19 protein-coding genes and 1 pseudogene are annotated in these 19,204 nt (G+C 58.6%); 14 read left to right on the top strand and 6 right to left on the bottom strand.

Translation table 11 applies throughout. The features are described from left to right. Positions 1-142 precede the first annotated feature (142 nt). The 3 genes from ACA075_RS23145 to ACA075_RS23135 are packed head-to-tail and all read left to right on the top strand — an operon-like array spanning position 143 to position 3,192. Positions 143-2,131, top strand: coding sequence for an FUSC family protein (locus ACA075_RS23145; RefSeq protein WP_497295585.1), 1,989 nt, complete (start codon positions 143-145; stop codon positions 2,129-2,131). Continuing rightward, complete coding sequence (locus tag ACA075_RS23140; protein ID WP_497295583.1) at positions 2,118-2,324, top strand: DUF1656 domain-containing protein; 207 nt, start codon at positions 2,118-2,120, stop codon at positions 2,322-2,324. The genes ACA075_RS23145 and ACA075_RS23140 overlap by 14 nt, the downstream gene beginning before the upstream one ends. 10 nt (positions 2,325-2,334) lie before the next feature. Then, entirely contained in the window at positions 2,335-3,192 is an 858-nt protein-coding gene (locus ACA075_RS23135) for an efflux RND transporter periplasmic adaptor subunit (protein WP_497295582.1), read from the top strand. An 86-nt stretch (positions 3,193-3,278) separates the two neighbouring features. Here the strand turns inward: ACA075_RS23135 and ACA075_RS23130 are convergent, their stop codons facing one another. Together ACA075_RS23130 and ACA075_RS23125 are read right to left on the bottom strand one after the other, a co-directional pair. Further along, positions 3,279-3,749, bottom strand: a complete 471-nt coding sequence (locus ACA075_RS23130; protein ID WP_045061536.1) for a MaoC family dehydratase — start codon at positions 3,747-3,749, stop codon at positions 3,279-3,281. Positions 3,750-3,792: 43 nt separating this feature from the next. Beyond that, positions 3,793-4,737: an alpha/beta hydrolase gene (locus ACA075_RS23125; RefSeq protein WP_497295581.1), complete on the bottom strand. Its 945-nt coding sequence runs from the start codon at positions 4,735-4,737 to the stop codon at positions 3,793-3,795. A gap of 235 nt (positions 4,738-4,972) precedes the next feature. Between ACA075_RS23125 and fadD2 the strand changes: the two genes are divergently transcribed. Both fadD2 and fadD1 read left to right on the top strand, forming a co-directional pair. Beyond that, a complete protein-coding gene (fadD2, locus tag ACA075_RS23120; protein ID WP_497295579.1) occupies positions 4,973-6,661 on the top strand; it encodes a long-chain-fatty-acid--CoA ligase FadD2 in 1,689 nt (562 codons plus the stop codon). 353 nt (positions 6,662-7,014) lie between these two features. Continuing rightward, entirely contained in the window at positions 7,015-8,715 is a 1,701-nt protein-coding gene (gene fadD1 / locus ACA075_RS23115; protein ID WP_219095456.1) for a long-chain-fatty-acid--CoA ligase FadD1, read from the top strand. 203 nt (positions 8,716-8,918) lie between these two features. Here fadD1 and ACA075_RS23110 read toward each other — a convergent pair whose 3' ends face one another. Beyond that, the gene (locus tag ACA075_RS23110) at positions 8,919-9,296 is read right to left on the bottom strand and encodes a hypothetical protein (RefSeq protein ID WP_497295577.1); all 378 of its coding nucleotides are present in this window, start codon (positions 9,294-9,296) and stop codon (positions 8,919-8,921) included. Between the two features lie 200 nt (positions 9,297-9,496). On the opposite strand from ACA075_RS23110, the gene ACA075_RS23105 reads away from it, so the two are divergent. The 3 genes from ACA075_RS23105 (at position 9,497) to def (ending at position 11,353) form a co-directional block, all read left to right on the top strand. Continuing rightward, positions 9,497-9,688 (top strand): CsbD family protein, encoded by a 192-nt coding sequence (locus ACA075_RS23105; RefSeq protein WP_497295576.1) that lies wholly within the window; start codon positions 9,497-9,499, stop codon positions 9,686-9,688. 172 nt (positions 9,689-9,860) lie between these two features. Further along, positions 9,861-10,817, top strand: a complete 957-nt coding sequence (locus ACA075_RS23100; protein WP_497295575.1) for a YihY/virulence factor BrkB family protein — start codon at positions 9,861-9,863, stop codon at positions 10,815-10,817. Beyond that, positions 10,814-11,353 carry a peptide deformylase gene (gene def / locus ACA075_RS23095; RefSeq protein WP_497295573.1) on the top strand — a complete coding sequence of 180 codons (540 nt, stop codon included), beginning with the start codon at positions 10,814-10,816 and terminating at the stop codon, positions 11,351-11,353. The genes ACA075_RS23100 and def overlap by 4 nt, the downstream gene beginning before the upstream one ends. A 97-nt stretch (positions 11,354-11,450) precedes the next feature. Here the strand turns inward: def and ACA075_RS23090 are convergent, their stop codons facing one another. Then, complete coding sequence (locus tag ACA075_RS23090; RefSeq protein WP_497295572.1) at positions 11,451-11,882, bottom strand: GNAT family N-acetyltransferase; 432 nt, start codon at positions 11,880-11,882, stop codon at positions 11,451-11,453. 358 nt (positions 11,883-12,240) lie between these two features. Between ACA075_RS23090 and ACA075_RS23085 the strand changes: the two genes are divergently transcribed. The 6 genes and pseudogenes from ACA075_RS23085 to ACA075_RS23060 all read left to right on the top strand — a co-directional run bounded on the left by ACA075_RS23085 (position 12,241) and on the right by ACA075_RS23060 (position 17,825). Next, entirely contained in the window at positions 12,241-13,182 is a 942-nt protein-coding gene (locus tag ACA075_RS23085; RefSeq protein WP_497295571.1) for a fatty acid desaturase, read from the top strand. 245 nt (positions 13,183-13,427) lie between these two features. After that, complete coding sequence (locus ACA075_RS23080) at positions 13,428-14,219, top strand: phosphate/phosphite/phosphonate ABC transporter substrate-binding protein (protein WP_497295569.1); 792 nt, start codon at positions 13,428-13,430, stop codon at positions 14,217-14,219. Between the two features lie 240 nt (positions 14,220-14,459). After that, positions 14,460-14,993 (top strand): sigma-70 family RNA polymerase sigma factor, encoded by a 534-nt coding sequence (locus ACA075_RS23075; RefSeq protein WP_497295567.1) that lies wholly within the window; start codon positions 14,460-14,462, stop codon positions 14,991-14,993. Beyond that, complete coding sequence (locus tag ACA075_RS23070; protein WP_497295565.1) at positions 14,990-16,003, top strand: ABC transporter substrate-binding protein; 1,014 nt, start codon at positions 14,990-14,992, stop codon at positions 16,001-16,003. The genes ACA075_RS23075 and ACA075_RS23070 overlap by 4 nt, the downstream gene beginning before the upstream one ends. 502 nt (positions 16,004-16,505) lie before the next feature. Next, positions 16,506-17,288, top strand: a pseudogene (locus ACA075_RS23065) (PAS domain-containing protein); the annotation flags it as partial. 42 nt (positions 17,289-17,330) lie between these two features. Next, positions 17,331-17,825 (top strand): methyl-accepting chemotaxis protein, encoded by a 495-nt coding sequence (locus tag ACA075_RS23060; RefSeq protein ID WP_497299315.1) that lies wholly within the window; start codon positions 17,331-17,333, stop codon positions 17,823-17,825. 69 nt (positions 17,826-17,894) lie between these two features. On the opposite strand, the gene ACA075_RS23055 is transcribed toward ACA075_RS23060, so the two are convergent. Continuing rightward, the gene (locus ACA075_RS23055) at positions 17,895-18,335 is read right to left on the bottom strand and encodes a hypothetical protein (RefSeq protein ID WP_497295563.1); all 441 of its coding nucleotides are present in this window, start codon (positions 18,333-18,335) and stop codon (positions 17,895-17,897) included. 269 nt (positions 18,336-18,604) lie between these two features. Then, positions 18,605-19,138 (bottom strand): hypothetical protein, encoded by a 534-nt coding sequence (locus tag ACA075_RS23050; protein WP_497295561.1) that lies wholly within the window; start codon positions 19,136-19,138, stop codon positions 18,605-18,607. Between the last annotated feature and the right edge of the window lie 66 nt (positions 19,139-19,204).

Here is a 19,204-nt window from a genome sequence, read left to right as displayed (position 1 = left end):
AAAAACGCCAGCCAGTCTGGCGTTTTTTTGTGTCTGGGATTTATCGCTGGACGGGATATAGATAGCTCGCTAATAATTTGTTTTCCAAGTGACTTCAGTGAACCCGACTATCGTTAAAAACGTCCTTTCAAGAGTCTTCTACGTGCCTATCACTTTGCAGGCTTTGTTTGCGCCTGACCGCCGCGCCCTACAGTTCGCAATCAAAACCTTGATCGGTGGTGGCCTGGCCCTGTGGCTGGCGTTGCGTTGGGGTCTTGAGCAACCCGCCTGGGCGCTCATGACGGCGTTCATCGTCGCTCAACCGTTGTCCGGGATGGTGGTGCAGAAAGGGCTGGCGCGGCTGCTCGGCACGCTGGTCGGAACGATTATGTCGGTGGTGTTCATGGGGCTGTTCGCCCAGACGCCCTGGCTGTTTTTATTGGCATTGGCGTTGTGGCTCGGGCTGTGTACGGCGAGTTCGACCTTGCTGCGCAGTGCCTGGTCCTATTCATTTGTGCTGGCCGGTTACACGGTGGCGATTATCGCGTTGCCGGCCATCACTCATCCGCTGACGGTGTTCGACCAAGCCGTGGCGCGCTGCACGGAAATCTGTCTGGGCATCTTGTGCGCCACGGCGGCCAGCGCGTTGCTGTGGCCGATGCGCGTCGAGCGACAACTGGCGGATCAGGCACGAGCCGCCTGGAACAGCGGGATGAACGCTGCACGTGCAACGCTGGCGGGCGATGCTCAGGCACGCAAGGGTTTGCTGGAAATCCTCGGGCGAATCGTCGCAGTCGATGCCCAGCGCGAACATGCCTGGTTTGAAGGTGGCCTGGGTCGGCAACGGGCACGAGCCATCAGCGGCTTGAGCCAGAAGCTCTTGATGCTGCTGCGCATCGCCCGTTCGGTGCGCCGTCAGTGGAAGCAGCTGGAACCACAGGAAGCCGAGCAACTGTTGCCGTGGATGACCGAGGTTCAGGTTGCGCTCAGCGGCGACGATACCGCGACCTTGCAAGCGTTGCGGCCGAGGTTGCTCGATGCCTCCCATGACCCGCACATCAGCTCCGCGCAGAGTTACTGCCTGGCCCGTTTCACCTTGCTGCTCGATACCGCGATGGCGGCCAACGCGGCGTTGAACGCGGTGGAGGAGGGCCGCGAAACGGTCGATCCGCCACGCACCCTGACGCCGCACCGCGACCTGTCATTGGCGCTGGTGTTCGGCGCGCGCAGTGCCCTGGCGTTTCTGGTGGTGTCGTGCTTCTGGCTGGCGACGGCCTGGCCCGCCGCGTCGGGCGCTTTGGTGCTGACGTGCGTGGTGTGCAGCCTGTTCGCCAGTCGCGAGAACGGTGCGCAGATCGGTATGAGTTTCATGCGGGGCATTTTTCTGGCGATTCCGACGGCGTTTTTCGTCGGGCAGATTCTGTTGCCGCAATGGAGCGGATTTGCCTTGCTCTGCATGGGCATGGGCGTGCCGTTGTTTTTCGGTGCGCTGGGCATGGCCAAGCCGCAGATTGGCGCCACGGCCACTTCATTCTGTCTGCATTTCATCGTGCTGGTGTCGCCGCTGAACGCGATGAAATTCGACGTCGCCACGTTCTTCAACAGCGCCCAGGCGATGGTGGTCGGTGTTGGCGCGGCGGTTCTGGCGTTTCATTTACTGATCCTGCGTAACCCGGCGTGGCATGGCCGCCGCTTGCTGGCGGCGACGCTCGACGATTTGGTGCGGCTGACCCGCCGCAATCTGCGGGGTGCCGAAAGCTGGTTTGGCGGACGTATGGCCGACCGCTTGCTGCAACTGGCGCGGCACTATCCCGAGTTACCGGAACCGGCGCGCAGTCGCTGGGATGACGGCTTGCTCGGCCTCGATATCGGCGATGAATTGTTGCATCTGCGGTTGAGCCTGGCGGTGGCGCAAGTGCCGGTCAGCGCACCTCAACGGCGTTATCTCGAGCAGCTGGAAAAAGTCCTTGAGCAGGGCCCTGCGGGCAACCGCGCCGATGCGCTGGAACAACCCAGCGAAGCTTTCTTGAAGACCTTGTACGCGTTGCCGCCCAGCGACGCGGTGAAACTGGCTCAGGGCGCCGTGCTGCAATTGCAAAGCAGTTGGCGCGCCTGGTGCCGTCAACAGGAGCAAAGCCATGGGTTTGCGTGAGTGGTCGGTGGGCGGTGTGCTGCTCAGTCCGTTTCTGATTTATGTGCTGCTGGCACTGCTGGTCACCGCAGCCTTGCGCATGCTTTTGCGCCTGACACCGGTCGGCCGCTGGATCTGGCACGAAGCATTATTTGATTGCGCCTTGTACGTTTGTGTATTGACCGTGATCACCGTCGTCCTCGGACCTTTGTAAGGAGTTGAAAATGCGTACTCCAGTACGTGTCGCGGTAACCCTGTGCCTGGTGGCGGTGGCGATCTTTGCCGGCTTTCATTTGTGGCAGTACTACATGCTCACGCCCTGGACCCGGGATGCGCGGATCCGCGCCGATGTGGTGGTCATCGCCCCGGACGTCTCGGGGTGGGTGCGTGAGCTCAAAGTGTTCGACAACCAGCAAGTCAAGGCCGGCGATCTGTTGCTGAGCATCGATCGTGATCGTTTCGAAGCTGCATTGGAGAAGGCCCAGGCAGTGGTGCAGACCCGCCAACAACAACTCAATCTGCGCGAACGCGAAGCCAGTCGCCGCGCCAGCCTCGGGCCGCAAGCCATCAGTGCCGAGCTGCGCGAGAACGCGCAAATCAACGCCGGCATCGCCCGGGGTGAATTGCGTGAAGCTCAGGCGGAAGCCAAGGTTGCCGAGCTCAATCTGGCGCGCAGCCAGGTTCATGCGCCTCGCAGCGGCCACATCACCAACCTGCGCCTGGCCCAAGGCAACTACGTGAATGCCGGGCAACCGGTGATGGCGTTGATCGATGATTCGACCTTTTATGTGCAGGCGTATTTCGAAGAAACCAAGTTGCCGCGGATTCGGGTTGGTGATCCAGTGAAGATCTGGCTGATGAGCGCGGGCGAAGCGCTGGACGGGCATGTGGAAAGCATCAGTCGCGGGATTACCGATCGCAATACCACGCCGGACGGGCAGCTGTTGGCGGAGGTAGAACCGACGTTTAACTGGGTAAGGCTGGCGCAGCGGATTCCGGTGCGGATCAAGATCGATCAGTTGCCGCAGGGGATGAATATGAGTTCGGGGATGACGGCGAGTGTGCAGGTCAGTGAACGCTAAGTACGCTGCGCCGCAATCATTGTGGCGAGGGGGCAAGCCACCTCGCCACAGGAAGCCCAACCTGCCTACAACAGGTGAGCAGTGAATCAGCCGATGCTGATCGCCGGCAGGGTAGTCAACGTCACGGTCTGCTGCTTGCGGGGCGCAAGGATCTCGGCTTCGCCATCCACTACCAATTCATCGCGCTGGTTAAACACGCGAGTGGCAATCCGTACACGAAACTTCGGCAGTTTCTCGAGGATCTCCAAACGCACGGTCAGGGTGTCGCCAATCTTCACCGGCTTCTGAAAGCTCATCTGCTGACCGATGTAAATAGTCCCCGGCCCAGGCAACTCGCACGCCACGGCCGCGCTGATCAACGCACCGCTGAACATGCCGTGAGCGATACGCTCTTTGAACATGGTGCCAGCGGCGTATTCGGCGTCCAGGTGCACCGGGTTGTGATCACCCGACATCGCGGCGAACAGCTGAATGTCGCGCTCTTCGACTGTCTTGCTGTAGCTGGCGGTCTGGCCGACTTCGAGGGCTTCGTAAGGGGTGTTGGTAACCTGGGTCATCTGTTTCAATTCCTGTCACGAATAAATAAATTCACAAAAAAAACTATTCCGATCTGGGTGGCCGACGGTGGCTCAGCGCCTGGGCGATCCAGCTCAACACGTCATTGATCACTTCATCGCGGTTGCTCTCGTTGAACAGTTCATGCCGTGCCTGCGGGTAAATAGTCAGTTGCAGGTTCTGGCTGCCGGCCGCGCGTAGCGCTTGGGCCAGATCGTTCAGACGTTTGCCTTCGCTCACCGGATCACATTCACCGCCAATCACCAGCAGCGGCAGGCCCGGATCAATCTGAGCGAGATTGGACGCTTTGCTGATTTGCTGCAAGCCGCCAAGCAAATCGATCCACAGCTGATTGGTACACCTGAAGCCGCAGAGCGGGTCGTTGGCGTACAGATCGACTTCCGTCGGATCGCGGCTGAGCCAGTCGAAGCGCGTGCGCACCGGTTTGAATTTCTTGTTGAACGAGCCAAACGACAGCCATTCGATCAGCGCACTGCGGCCCTTGGGACCCTGACGCAGTTTTTCGACACGGGCAATCTGACGCGCCGCGCGATAGAGCGCGATGGGCTGGAAGTTCGAACCACTGAGCACCGCGCCGTGCAGGCTGGCGCTGTGATGCAGCAGATAGGCCTGGGCGATGTAGCTGCCCATGCTGTGGCCGAGCAGCACGATCGGCACGCCGGGATGTTGCTGGCCGATGTGCTGGTTGAGGCTGGCCAGGTCGCCGACCACTTTGCACCAGCCATCGTCATCGGCGAAATGGCCGAGTGTCCCGTTTTCGGCAGTTTTGCCATGTCCACGCAGGTCCGGCGCGTAGACGCCGTAACCCTGCGCGCAGAGTTTTTCCGCCAGGCGGGCGTAGCGACCACTGTGTTCGGCCATGCCATGGGCCAGTAGGATCACGGCTTTCAAATGCGGATCGGGCAGCCACTGGTTGACGTAGAGGCGGCTGCGGTCACTCGCGGTCAGCCAGAAAGTGTCGTGGATCATGGCGATTCCTTTGCATGGATGGGTCACAGGCACGATGCATTGTATAGCGCATCCTTTCGCTCCCGTCTGATCAGGCCACGCCGCTGCAGCAAGATTCACACGGTCAATGACGCCCATTGGCATATTTGCCTGATTCGCCATAACTGCTAGTGTCCGTGAAGCCCCGCCTTTCGCTCCTTGTTTTTGAAGCGGAGAAAAGCGGCCCGGATAGGCTCAGGTAAAGAGGACAAGAACAATGCAACCTGATTTCTGGAATGACAAACGCCCGGCCGGCGTGCCCCTGGATATTGACCTTGGGGCCTATAAGTCGGTGCTTGAGGTGTTCGAGCGTTCCTGCAAGAAATTCGCTGATCGCCCCGCCTTCAGCAACATGGGCGTGACCCTGACCTACGCCGAACTGGAACGCTACAGCCTGGCGTTCGCCGGTTACCTGCAAGCCCACACCGATCTGGTGCCGGGGGATCGCATCGCGGTGCAGATGCCCAACGTCCTGCATTACCCGATTGCCGTGTTCGGTGCCTTGCGCGCCGGGCTGATCGTGGTCAACACCAACCCGCTGTACACCGCGCGGGAGATGCGTCATCAGTTCAAGGACTCCGGCGCCCGGGCGCTGGTGTACCTGAACATGTTCGGGGCCAAGGTCCAGGAAGTGCTGCCCGACACCGACATCCAGTACCTGATCGAAGCGAAGATGGGCGACCTGATGCCTGCCGCCAAGGGTTGGCTGGTCAACACGATGGTGAGCAAGGTCAAGAAAATGGTCCCGGACTATTCCTTGCCCCAGGCCATTTCCTTCAAGAGCGCCCTGCGTCTGGGCCGGGGCCTGGGCATCAAGCCGCTGAACGTCAGCCTCGACGACATCGCGGTGTTGCAATACACCGGCGGCACCACCGGCCTGGCCAAGGGCGCGATGCTGACCCACGGCAACCTGGTGGCGAACATGCAACAGGCGCGGGCGTGCCTTGGGCAGTTCGGCAGCGACGGTCAGCCATTGCTGCGCGAAGGTCAGGAAGTGATGATCGCGCCGCTGCCGCTGTACCACATCTATGCCTTCACGGCGAACTGCATGTGCATGATGGTGACCGGCAATCACAACGTGCTGATCACCAACCCTCGCGACATCGGCGGCTTCATCAAGGAGCTGAAGAAATGGCGGTTCTCGGCGTTGCTGGGGCTCAATACGCTGTTCGTGGCGCTGATGGACCATCCAGACTTCAAGACCCTGGATTTCTCCAGCCTCAAACTCACCAACTCCGGCGGCACCGCGCTGGTCAAGGCCACCGCCGAGCGCTGGGAACAGATCACCGGTTGCCGCATCACCGAAGGCTACGGCCTGACCGAAACCTCACCGGTGGCGTGCACCAACCCCTACGGCGACAAATCACGGATCGGCACGGTCGGCCTGCCGGTGCCGGGCACCACGCTGAAAGTGATCAACGATGAAGGCGTCGAGCAGGCGCTGGGCGAGCGTGGCGAACTGTGCATCAAGGGCCCGCAGATCATGAAGGGCTACTGGCAGAAACCGGAGGCCACCGCCGAGGTGCTGGATGCCGAGGGCTGGTTCAAGTCCGGCGATATCGCGGTGATCGACCCGGACGGTTTTGTGCGCATCGTCGATCGCAAGAAAGACATGATCATCGTCTCGGGCTTCAACGTGTACCCGAATGAGATCGAAGACATCGTGATGGCTCACCCGAAAGTCGCCAACTGCGCGGTGATCGGTGTGCCGGACGAGCGTTCGGGGGAGGCGGTGAAGCTGTTTGTGGTGGCCCGTGAGTCGGGGGTCAGCCTTGAGGAGCTGAAGGCGTACTGCAAGGAAAACTTCACGGCGTACAAAGTGCCCAAGCACATTGTCTTGCGGGAGTCGTTGCCGATGACACCAGTCGGGAAAATTCTGCGACGGGAACTGCGTGATATTGCATAGGCGTTGAATGGCCGCGCTTGCGCGGATCGCGGGCAAGCCACGCTCCCACAAGGTCATCGCTGATCCTGTGGGAGCGGGCTTGCCCGCGATGCTTTTAAGGGAAGCCCCAAAATACGGGGCTTTCAGGGTGGTATAGAATCTTTGCTCTAAAATGACCGCTAGCAATTCTTGAGTCACAATTGTGACCGTGGAGGCCGCTTTTGGCTCTAGTCGACCCTTGGCAAAGCTGCTACTCTCGGCGCGCTTTGTGACGTCTCGGGCTTATGAAAGCGCTAGATTCACCGACAAACACACACCAATAATAATCGCATCAAATGCGGTGCTGAATTCGCGTTGCTGAGGAGTGGGCTTCCATGAACGAAGACTTTTGGAAGGATAAGTACCCTGCCGGGATTGCTGCCGAGATCAATCCAGACGAGTATCCGAATATTCAGGCAGTGTTGAAACGTTCCTGCCAGCGCTTCGCCGACAAACCGGCATTCAGCAACCTGGGCAAGACAATCACCTACGGTGAACTGTACGAATTGTCCGGTGCCTTTGCCGCTTACCTGCAACAGCATACCGACTTGCAGCCGGGCGATCGAATCGCCGTGCAGCTGCCCAACGTGTTGCAGTACCCGGTCGCCGTGTTCGGTGCCATTCGCGCCGGGCTGATCGTGGTCAACACCAACCCGCTGTATACCGCGCGGGAAATGGAACATCAATTTAACGATTCCGGTGCCAAAGCCCTGGTCTGCCTGGCCAACATGGCGCATCTGGCGGAAATCGTCGTGCCGAAAACCGGCGTCAAGCACGTGATCGTCACCGAAGTGGCCGACCTGCTGCCACCGCTCAAGCGCCTGCTGGTCAACAGCGTTATCAAGTACGTGAAGAAGATGGTCCCGGCGTATCACTTGCCCAAGGCGATCAAGTTCAACGACGTGCTGAGCAAGGGCCACGGCCAGCCAGTGGCTGAAGCCAACCCGGCCAGCAGTGACGTTGCCGTCCTGCAATACACCGGCGGCACCACCGGCGTGGCCAAGGGCGCGATGCTGACCCATCGCAATCTCGTGGCGAACATGCTGCAGTGCAAGGCGCTGATGGGTTCCAACCTCAACGAAGGCTGCGAGATCCTGATCACACCGCTGCCGCTGTACCACATCTATGCGTTCACCTTTCATTGCATGGCGATGATGCTGATCGGCAACCACAACATCCTGATCAGCAACCCGCGCGATTTGACGGCGATGGTCAAGGAACTGTCGAAGTGGAAGTTCAGCGGGTTCGTCGGCCTCAACACCCTGTTCGTTGCGCTGTGCAACAACGAAGCGTTCCGCAAGCTGGATTTCTCGGCGTTGAAAGTCACCCTGTCCGGCGGCATGGCCCTGCAACTGGCGGCAGCCGAGCGCTGGAAAGCGGTCACCGGTTGCGCCATCTGCGAAGGTTACGGCATGACCGAAACCAGCCCGGTGGCCACCGTGAACCCGATTCAGCACATCCAGATCGGCACCATCGGTATTCCGGTTCCATCGACCGTGTGCAAAGTCATCGACGATGCAGGCGTTGAGCAGCCGCTGGGCGAAATCGGCGAACTGTGTGTGAAAGGTCCGCAAGTGATGAAGGGCTACTGGCAGCGTCAGGACGCCACCGATGAAATGCTCGACAGCGAAGGCTGGTTGAAGACCGGTGACATCGCGCTGATCCAGCCGGACGGCTACATGCGCATCGTCGATCGCAAGAAAGACATGATCCTGGTGTCCGGTTTCAACGTTTACCCGAACGAACTGGAAGATGTACTGGCGACCCTGCCGGGCGTGCTGCAATGCGCGGCCATCGGTGTACCGGACGAGAAGTCGGGCGAGGCGATCAAGATCTTCATCGTCGCCAAACCGGGCGTGACGTTGACCAAGGAGCAGGTGATGGAGCACATGCGTGCCAACGTCACCGGTTATAAGGTCCCGCGCTCCGTGGAGTTCCGCGATGCGCTGCCGACCACCAACGTCGGCAAGATCCTGCGCCGCGAATTGCGCGACGAAGAGCTGAAGAAGCTCAACGCCAAGAAAGTCGGCGCGTAACCCACAAAAAGCCCCGCAGATGCGGGGCTTTTTTTATAGCGCTATCAGGACCGCTTTTGTGGCGAGGGAGCTTGCTCCCGCTCGACTGCGAAGCAGTCGCAAACCCGGCGTGTGCGGTGCATCTGACGAAACGGGGTTGCAGGTTTCAGGGTTGCTTCGCAGCCCAGCGGGAGCAAGCTCCCTCGCCACAGGGGATGTGTTATTTACAGGCGAAACGGCGCGAAATTGACGTTGGTACCCGCCGGGCGCATGTCTTGCAGGTACGAGTCCTTGTCCGCGCTCAGTTCCAGGCTCAAAGCGGCTTTGCGCTTGCCTTCGTTGCGCACCACCAGGCCTTCAAGCTTCTCGCGCAGGAACACCGTCGGCACTTTCAGGTGCAGCAGTTCGTCGGTTTCCGGCGTGTGCATCAGCAGGTGAACCCATTCGTACTGACCAATGGCCAGGCGCGCCACCGGTATATCGAACCACCAGATGTTGCGGTTGCGGTTCAGTTCGGTGAAATGGCAGTTGTTGACGCCAAGCACAGCACCGCCGAGTTCCAGGTTTCTGCGGGCAATGGCCTGCTTTTTATCGAGTTTCATAACATTCCTACGGGATTGGATCTTCAGCGCCATGGCCTGAATACGTTGCGCATTCTCGGGGGTTGGTCGGCAAACATAAAGCCCAACCTGCACTGAACGATGAAATGTCACCGTGAAAATAAATGAAACTCCGTGCAAATGCCCCCGGTCAATCTTTGTGTAACGACTTTTTCCGTTGAATTGTTCACAGGAGAAACACCATGAGCAGCACTGGCGATAAAGCAAAAGGCTTGGCCAACGAAGCCGTCGGCAACGTCAAGCAAGGCGTCGGCAAGGCCACCGGTAACGACAAAATGCGCGCCGAAGGCGTCGTGCAGGAAAGGAAAGGCGAGGCCCAGCAAGCGGTCGGCAAAGCCAAGGACGCGATCAAGAAAGGCGTCGACAAGGCGTGATTCGGCCTTTGATGAGCAACAGGAACGGCCATCCACGGATGGCCGTTTTTGTGTCAGCCTGAACTTGCACACGGAAATTGTTTCAAAGTCGCCAAGTAGGCTACTTTGATGTAGAAAACGGCCCCTGAGTCGCCTCGACTTCAACCCATTTTTGCGGCGAAAGGAGACGCTAATGTTTTTCCCACACATGAAAGGCCTGCGCCTGCACCGTGTCATGGTGCGCACGGTCACCGAGTTCGTCGACGATGAGATGTCGACCTATGCCTCGGCATTGGCCTATCAAATGCTGTTTTCGCTGTTTCCCTTCATTCTTTTTCTCATCGCACTGATCGGTTTCCTGCACCTGCCGGACTTCTTCTCCTGGTTGCGCCTGCAATCCGAGCTGGTCCTGCCGCCCCAGGCGCTGGAACAGGTGAACCCGGTGATCGACCAACTCCAGCAGTCCAAGGGTGGCTTGCTGTCGATTGGTATCGTGATTGCCCTGTGGACCGCGTCCGCCGGCGTGCGGCTGATGATGAGTGCGATGAACGCCGCCTACGACGTGGTTGAAGGCCGGCCCGCGTGGAAGCGTTTTCCGCTGTCGATCATCTACACCGTTGGCATCGCCGGCATGCTGTTGATTGCCGCTGCGCTGATGGTGCTCGGGCCGCAAGTGATGGGCTGGATTGCCGCGCAAGTCGGCATGGAAGACTTCATCGTGACCCTGTGGACCATTGTGCGCTGGCCCGTGGTGGTGATTTTGCTGATGGTGGCCGTGGCGCTGATTTATTACGTCATGCCCGACGTCAAACAGGAGTTTCGTTTTATCACCCCAGGCTCGGTGCTGGCGGTGGTGGTGTGGATCCTCGCTTCCGTGGGCTTTGGCCTGTACGTCAAGGAGTTCGCCAACTACAACGCCATGTATGGCAGTATCGGCGCGATCATCGTGCTGTTGCTCTATTTCTATATTTCCGCCGCGGTGTTGTTGCTCGGCGCGGAGATGAATGCGGTGATCGAGCACATGTCGACCGAGGGCAAGAATGATGGCGAAAAAGTCCCCGGCGAACTCGACCACGAACCCAAGCAGCATGTTTCGGGACTGGGTCGGGATCACTCGATCAAGCCTGCTACTGACGAAGTCACCAAATGATCCGTGAAATCCTGAAAATGGGCGATGAACGCCTGCTGCGCATTGCCCCGCCGGTCCCTGCGGAAATGTTCGACAGCCCTGAACTGTGGCAACTGATCGACGACATGTTCCAGACCATGGAAAGCGTCGGCGGCGTTGGCCTGGCCGCGCCGCAGATCGGTGTCGATCTGCAACTGGTGATCTTTGGGTTCGAGCACAGCGAACGGTATCCGGACGCTGAAGCAGTGCCGCAGACCATCCTGATCAACCCGCTGATCACGCCGTTGAGCCCGCTGATGGAAGAGGGCTTTGAAGGGTGCCTGTCAGTGCCCGGCTTGCGCGGCGCGGTGGATCGTTATCAACATATTCGCTACGAAGGGTTCGACCCCAAGGGCCAGCCGATTGTACGGATTGCCGAGGGATTCCATGCGCGAGTGGTGCAGCATGAGTGCGATCACCTGATCGGCCGGTTGTATCCGTCGCGGATTAGCGACTTCAGCAAATTCGGGTTTACCGAAGTGATGTTCCCGGACCTCGACCCGAACGCCGACGACTAAGCTTTGGAAACCGTAAGACCTTGTGGGAGCGGGCTCCACTGGTTTTAAATGCTTCACTTTGCAGGTTTGACGAACCGCAACGTCAGTCGATCCGACTTTAATCGGTGGCCGGGCCTGCCAACGGTTCCAGGCCCATGGCGATCATCGGTTTGCTGCGCGCGTAACGGCTCAAGCGTTCGGTCATGGCGTAAGGCATTTGTGGATCGAAGGAAAACCCTCGGCGTTCGTAAAAGCCTCGCAAGTCCGGGTGGCAGAATAGCCAGACCGGTTGGTCGAGCCCGCTCACCGCTGCGGCCATCAACGCCGCCGCGATGCCTTGTTCGCGACAGGCCGGATCGACAAACAACCCCGTCAACCAATGCCCGCCCGCCACCGGCCGCAAACACAGCGCGCCAATGATCTCCTCGCGTCTGGCGACCCACAGCTGAGCGTCGCGAACCGCTTTCATCGGCGATTGGTGGGCGCGATAAAACTTGTTCATCAACGGCCATAACGGCTCGACGAGCAGGGAGTACTGGGTGTCGGGCATGGGTTTGATCTGTCAGTGCGCAAAGCGGGCGATTATAAAAGAACGCGCGGCCAGGGATAGGTGTATACCTGATCTCACATCCCGTATGAGTGGAGTACGTATCATGGCCAAAGGCATGGATTCAAAAAAAGCGGCAAAGAAGAAACCGGCGAAAACCGCCGATGAAAAGCGCGCAGACAAGAAGGCCAAGAAGGTGGATGTGTTCGGTCATTGAGGTCCAGTTACCTTCTGTTCCCCCTGTAGCAGCCTCGTTTCACTCGACAGCTGCTACAGGTGATTGTCGAAATAACCAAATAATCTGCAAGATTTCCCTGCGCCATTGCACAGAGGGGGACTGGTCCCCGATCTGAGCAACGCCATGCCCCATTACTTCGATGCCGCCCACCGAGAAGAAATCGAAACCCTGCGCCAACGCCTCACCGCTCGCACCGAGTGGCCGACCTGGCTGTTGCTGGCCGGCGTGTATGTCGGTTGGTTCGGCATTGTCCTGAACAGTGATCGGCTGGGGGTGTGGTGGAGCACGTTGTTGCTGATTCCGCTGGTGGTGCTCTGGTTGTCGGTGCAGCACGAATTGCTTCACGGGCATCCGACCCGTTGGACTTTGCTGAACAAACTCCTCGGCTACGCACCGTTTGCCGTCTGGTATCCCTACACCCTGTATCGCGACAGCCATTTGCTGCATCACCGCGACGAAGACCTGACCCTGCCCGGCCGTGACCCGGAAAGCCGTTACCTGACGGCCGAGCAGTGGCAGGGCAGTTCGCTCTTCGAACAAAGCCTGCACTGGCTGAACAAAACCGTGCTCGGGCGCTTCATGCTCGGCGCGCCGCTGGCCTTGCTGGCGCTGGCGAAGGAAGAGTTTCAGCGGCTGATCCACGGTGAGCGACAGGCGTGGCTGATGTGGCTGACCCACGGCGCGCTGACTCTGCTGATGCTGGTGTTTATCGCGCGCTACAGTGTGTTGCCGGTCTGGCATTACCTGTTGCTGATCAGCGTGCCGGCGCTGTCGATTGCCATGATTCGCTCCTACTATGAACACCGTCCGCACGCCGAACCCGAGCAACGCACCGTGCTGAACGAGGCGGCCTGGCCGTGGCGCTGGCTGTTCCTGAACCTCAATTTTCACTTGGTGCATCACGACTTGCCGGGCCTGCCGTGGTACGACTTGCCACGCGCCTACCAGGCGCGCCGCGAGCAATGGGTGGCGCGCAGCGGCGGGTTTCTGGTGCAGGGTTATGGGCAGTTGTGGCGGGAGAATGGAGTGAAGGCCATTGATAGCCCAAGGCACCCATTCCATTGATTTTTCATGATCGACACCTGACTCCTGTGGGAGCGAGCCCTTGTGGCGAGGGGGCTTGCCCCCGTTGGGCTGCGAAGCGGCCCCCAGCGTCCGTTCAGGCAAACCGAGTTGTACGGTTTTGCGACTGCTTCGCAGCCGAACGGGGGCAAGCCCCCTCGCCACAAGTTTCTTGCTCGACTGAAGATTTTCTTAAGTGAACAGCATTACGGTCCCCCAGGGGGATTTCGTTGTCGGGGAGATTTTTGATGACTGAACACATCGCCGAACTCCTGATGTACATCGCCCCCGAGCCGATCCGCGCGGCAAACGAGCGTTGGCTCTCGCGCATCCTCGAACACCTTGGCCATGCCCGCTTGAGTGCCGATGGCCTGTCGCTGCCCGAACTCTGGTTATCGCCGGATCTGCTGCTGACCCAAACCTGCGGCTACCCGCTGATGAACGCATTGCGCGGCAAGGTCCGGGTCATCGGACGGCCCCGTTATGAACTCCCCGACAGCAACGGCGGCAACCATTGCAGTCTGCTGCTGAGCCGCGCCGATGATCCACGGCGGACCTTGCCTGAGTTGCGCGGCAGTCGTGGGGTAATCAATGGCGAAGACTCCAACAGCGGCATGAACCTGTTGCGGCACCGCCTGGCGCCGCTGCATCGCGACGGGCAGTTTTTTTCCAGTGTCGCCCTCAGCGGCAGCCATCGCGAGAGTCTGCGCTGGCTGCGCGAAGGGCTGGCAGACCTGGCGGCCATCGACAGCGTGACCTTCGCCTACCTGGCGCGACATGCCGACAAAGAAGTCGCCGGCCTGCGCGTCGTGGCCCGAAGCGCGTTCAGTCCGACCTTGCCGTACATCACGGCCGCGACGCTGACCGATGAACAAGTTGAGGCGCTTCGGCAGGTGATGAACACCTCGTTGCATGAGTTGCCCGACGTCGCGCAAATCCTTGGTCTGGAAGAAGTGCTGCCGGCCACCGAGACCGACTATCAAGTGATTCTCGACTATGAGCAGGAGGCTGAAGCGTTGGGGTATGGGCGGTTGCGATGAGGCATAAAAGTTGTGTCGACAATGACATCAATCGCGGGCAAGCCACGCTCCCACAGGGTGTCGGTGAACCCTGTGGGAGCGTGGCTTGCCCGCGAAAGCGATAGATCAGGCACTCATCATCTAAATTCTTTAAAGGAATATAAAAATACTTTTTAAGTATTATTAAAGAATAAGGCCCCTTGCTAGGATCGCGTTACCGGATCACCGGACATTCAGCGACCCCTAACCCTTGGAGCCTCTATGTCCGGCGCCGACGTGTCTCATCGCAACAACGTGGGCGGATTGTTCCGCGCCCATTACCCCTGGCTTTGCGCACGTCTGCGCCGACACCTGGGCACCCACACCAGTGTCGAAGACATCGCCGCCGAAACCTTCGTGCACCTGCTCGAATCGCCAGTGCTGACACCCATCCGCGAGCCTCGCGCCTTGCTCACCACCATCGCCCGTCGCCTGGTTTATCAGCTCTGGCGTCGCCGCGATCTGGAGCGCCAACACCTGGAACACCTGCAGCAGACCGACCTTGTCGGTGGGCGGTCGCCTGAGGATTTGCTGCAGTTATCCCAAACCCTGAACAGTCTGGACCGCACCCTTGATCGCTTACCGGGCAAAGTCCGGGCGACGTTCCTGATGTCCCGCGTCGACGGTCTGACGTACCCGCAAATTGCCGCCGAGCTGGGCATTTCCCAGCGCTCGGTCAGCGTCTACATGACCCGCACCCACGCCTTGTGCGCCCAGCACAGTGCCAACCAACCCTTGACCCAGAGGTCCGCATGAGATCGATCAAAACCCTGCTCGGCAGTTCGCTGCTGGCCCTGAGCCTGGTGGCTTTCCAGGTTCCGGCAGCCGAAAAAAACGCGCCAATTCACTTTGGTGACATCACCTGGGAGAGTGGAAGTCTGATCACCGAAATCCTGCGGCTGATTGTCGAGAAGGGGTACGGCTACCCGACCGATACTTTGCCGGGCAGCACCGTCAGCCTCGAAGCGGCATTGGCCAAAAACGACATTCAGGTGATCGGCGAAGAGTGGGCCGGGCGCAGCCCGGCGTGGGTCAAGGCGTCCGCCGAGGGCAAGGTGTTCGGTTTGGGCGACACGGTCAAAGGCGCCACCGAAGGTTGGTGGGTGCCCGAGTACGTGATCAAGGGCGACCCGGAGCGCGGCATCAAGCCGTTGGCCCCGGAGCTGAAGTCCGTCGCCGACCTGGCCCGATACAAGGATGTGTTCCGCGACCCGGAAGACCCGAGCCGCGGTCGTTTCCTCAACAGCCCGACCGGCTGGACATCGGAAATCGTCAACAGCCAGAAGCTCAAGGCCTATGACCTGACCGCCAGCTACGTCAACTTCCGTACCGGCTCCGGCGCGGCGCTGGATTCTGAGGTCGCTTCATCGATCCGCCGCGGCAAACCGGTGCTGTTTTACTACTGGTCGCCAACACCGCTGCTCGGGCGCTTCAAACTGGTAAAGCTCGACGAGCCGCCGTTCGATGCCGAAGCCTGGAAGACCCTGGCTGATGCCAAAAACCCAAATCCGAAAGGCACGCGCTCGATGCCGGCGAGCCTGGCGATTGGTGTGTCTGCGCCGTTCAAGGCGCAATACCCGGACCTGGTGGCGTTCTTTGAAAAGGTCGATTTTCCGATCGATCTACTGAACCAGACGCTGGGGCAGATGAGCGAAAAACGCCAGCAACCGCGTCAGGTGGCCGAGGCGTTCTTGCGCGATCAGCCGCAGATCTGGAAAGCCTGGGTGCCGGGGGAGGTGGCCACCAAGGTGAGTGCGAGTTTGTAGTTTTCCCTGATGTTTTTGCAGCGATTGAGCTGCCGCCATCGCGGGCTTGCCCGCGATGATCTAGAGGCTTACACCCATTCAGCAATAAACGCCAAACACCCTCGCTGAACCGATTTTGTCCTCAATACTGGCCGACTAGTGGCCTTGCGTCCCTGAAGTGGGTGTCTAAGCTGACTCGTAGCTAACCATGTCGCTCGCCATATGAAAGATGGCGCAGCAAGAGTGCCCAACCCAAGGCGCCGACACGGAGCAAAAACGGAGCTGGCCGGTAAAGGGAGTTACTTATGAAAACGTTAGGGCTGGCCCGGTCCCGGGCTATCAAGAGAAGGATGTCTTGATAAGAGCGTTGCTGCATGGACCCTCCGATTGAACATCATTGATCACCTGACACTTCCTCCCATGGAGGAACGCGTGTGCCTGTTCCATAGAGCGATGTGGTGGATTCCGTTGAAAGACCAAAGAACTTTCATCAATCAAAGAACGCGCTGAAGGTGATACGACCATGTTTAACCTACATCACAAGGCTGACCTGCTGGAAATCCAACGATTCAGCTGTGCGTTGACGGAGGCCAACGCCAAGTTGGCAGCGGTCAGTCGATCAATGGCGATGATCGAGTTCACTCCGGACGGCATCGTGCTTGATGCCAACGACAACTTTTGCAGTGTCATGGGTTACAGCACTGACGAAGTGCGCGGCAAACATCACCGGATCTTTTGCGAAGAAACTTTTTATCGCAGCGAGGCTTACGCGAAGTTGTGGCGCGACCTGGCCCGTGGCGAACCGGTGAGCGGGACTTTCTTGCGCTTGAACAAGCGCGGTCAGGAAGTTTGGCTCGAAGCCAGCTATATGCCGGTGCTCGACGCTGATCGCCAGGTTAAAAGCGTGATCAAAGTCGCCTCGGACATCTCCACGCGCATCAATCAGGAGCATGAAAACGAAAGCCTGCTGGCTGCCATTGGTCGTTCCATGGCCGTGATCGAATTCACCCCCGAGGGCAAAGTCATCACGGCCAACGAAAACTTCCTGAAGACGATGCATTACTCGCTCCACGAAGTGGTGGGGCAGCACCACAGTCTCTTTTGCCACCGCGCCGAAGCCGAGTCGCCGGCCTACAAAGCGTTTTGGGCGTCACTCAATCGCGGCGAATATCACTCGCATCGTTTCGAACGCAAAGACAAACACGGCCATACCGTGTTTCTCGAAGCCTCCTACAACCCCTTGTTCGACGCCAAGGGCCGGCTCTACAAAGTGGTGAAGTTTGCCAGCGACATCACCCAGCAAGTCACTACCTTGCAAGCCGCTGCGGAGTCGGCGCACAGCACGTCCGTGCAAAACGATGCCTGTGCACAGAAAGGTTCTCAGGTGGTGCAGCAAACGGTGCAGATCATCCAGGACATTTCCCGGGACCTGAACGAAGCCGCGCTCAGTATCGATGCGGTCAGCAAACAGTCCGACATCATCGGCACCATCGTCCAGACCATTCGTGGCATTGCCGACCAGACCAACTTGCTGGCGCTCAACGCAGCCATCGAAGCTGCCCGGGCGGGGGAGCATGGGCGAGGGTTTGCGGTCGTCGCTGATGAAGTGCGCAGCCTCGCGGCACGCACGAGCCAAGCGACGCTGGAGATTGTCGACGTGGTGCGCAAGAACCACGATCTGTCGTTGAGCGCGGTGTCGAGCATGCAGTCGAGCTTGAGCCGAACCGGACTTGGGGTGGAACTGGCGAACGAGGCGGGGGAAGTGATCCTGGAGATTCAGCAAGGGTCGCGGCATGTGGTCGATGCGATCAGCCAGTTCAGCGAGACGTTGCAAATAAACTAATTGAACGTAAACCGCCCCTCAACGAAGTTTGTTCGTCCAGGGGCGGGTGAAGGTGCGAGTTCGGCGGTTTTAGCTCGTTTTTGTTGGTGGCGTGTTTCCTAGATTAAAACGGCCTTTGATCTCTGCTGTTTTCTTAGGATCGCCCTCCCATACAGCAGTGAATTCAAACACTCCTTTAGCTCTTTTATTTTTCGAATCGTATTCGGTTATTTGGATGTGCCCTGCAGTCCCGATCCAGGAGTTTTCTTCTCGGTCAGGGTTATAGTGGCCACCATAAGCAGGGCGGTCAGGGTCGTTGTTGTTAGGGAAATCGTATCTCTTGGCGGTTATTGAACCTGATCTATCCCTAATATAGATTGCGACTGAACGAAGGGAGGGAGGCACCTGTCCGACGACCTCAAATTGGCTGCCGGTGATGGTGGATTCAGGAACGTGTGTAGTGATTTTATGCTCAGTTCCATCCGTGTTTTCAACGATAGTTGCTTCAAAAACGTAATCGTCCAGGCTCATGATTGGTTACCCTTCCTTCGGTATTTGGATCCAAAATGTTGTGAATTAAATTCCTGAATTTCGCTTAGACAAGCGCATATGCGAATGCGAAAGCAATTCACGAACTAGCTTTCAGATCAGGAGTAGGAATGATTTATCGGATCAACAGAGACGACTACTGTCAGAAATTACAGGTTGGGACGATTAGATGAAAAAAATCGACGGATGGTTGTCTTTCGGTAGATAGGGAGAGGGCCCGCTCCAAGGGCCCTTCTTGTAGTTGAGCGCCGTTAAAGCGAAGCGAGGAACTTGTCGACCACCTGGCTGCTGCCTTTTTCACTGCTGGCGTTTTCTTTCTCGGCCTGCGCCAGTTTGATCTTGTCCTCCATGCGCTCGGCCATCTCTTTAGCAATCGCCTGTTGTTTCTCCGGCGGCATTTGCTCCACTTCTTCTTTCGTCAAACCCATCTCTTCCAGAATGGCGTCTTGCATGCGCTCTTCCGGGGTTTTGCTCATGTATTCCTTGAAGGCATCCGTGGCTAATTGAGTCTCGGCTGGAAGTGTGGCGGACGAGGCTTGCAGCCCCACACGGGTTTTCGCGAACGCTTCATCGACGTTGTCGCTGATTCGGCTCGCCTCACTGACTTGCTGCGTGGCGTTTTGAGTGGCCGATTGCTGTATCTGCGCGGCTTTCGCCTGAACGTTGATTTGCAACGTTTGCAGCATCGCACCCTGAAGTCCGGCAGCGGCTTCGGCGGTAGAATCTTCGCCGGGCTTCTTGGGGAGCGGCACCGTTAACGTTTGTTGTTTGGCGCTGACCAACATGATGAGTAGACCTTGTAGGTATTTGTAGTGCAGTGATTTGAGCAAATAGTATGCCTGTAATAAAAA

It is taken from the genome of Pseudomonas sp. LBUM1663 (assembly GCF_059695905.1).
The sequence above is the reverse complement of the archived record's forward strand: the minus strand, read 5'-3'. Positions and strand labels throughout refer to the sequence as shown.